Source organism: Bacillus sp. SIMBA_008 (assembly GCF_046535495.1).
GTDB classification, from domain to species: Bacteria; Bacillota; Bacilli; order Bacillales; family Bacillaceae; genus Bacillus; species Bacillus subtilis.
On record NZ_JAWRWL010000159.1, the window covers coordinates 1 to 341 of the forward strand.

General features: G+C 68.6%; 1 protein-coding gene. It reads left to right on the top strand.

Annotated features, from left to right (window positions below):
- Positions 1 to 341 (top strand): ABC transporter substrate-binding protein (locus tag SB658_RS22615; RefSeq protein WP_410602461.1); only part of this gene is annotated, 341 nt, incomplete at both ends.

The following is a 341-nucleotide window of genomic DNA, read 5'->3' on the forward strand; positions in this document are numbered from 1 at the left end:
TTCGCGATCCCCGGCAAGCTCACCGACCTCTCCGTCTACGGGGCGGACGAGCTGGGCAAGGACTACGTCGAGGCCGCGTGGGGCGAGGTCAACATCGACGGCGCCCCCTATGCGCTACCGTCCGACTACGGGCCGGCGGCGATGTTCTACAACCAGAAGGTCCTCGCGGAGGCGGGCGTCGAGGAGCCCCCGGCGACCTGGGACGAGTTCTACGAGGCCGCCAAGAAGGTCCGGGCGCTCGGCGGCGACCACTACATCACGAACGACTCGGCGGACATCTTCCTGCTGCTCTCGCTCATTTGGGAGAGCGGCGGGCGCCCCTTCCAGGTCGAGGGGACCGA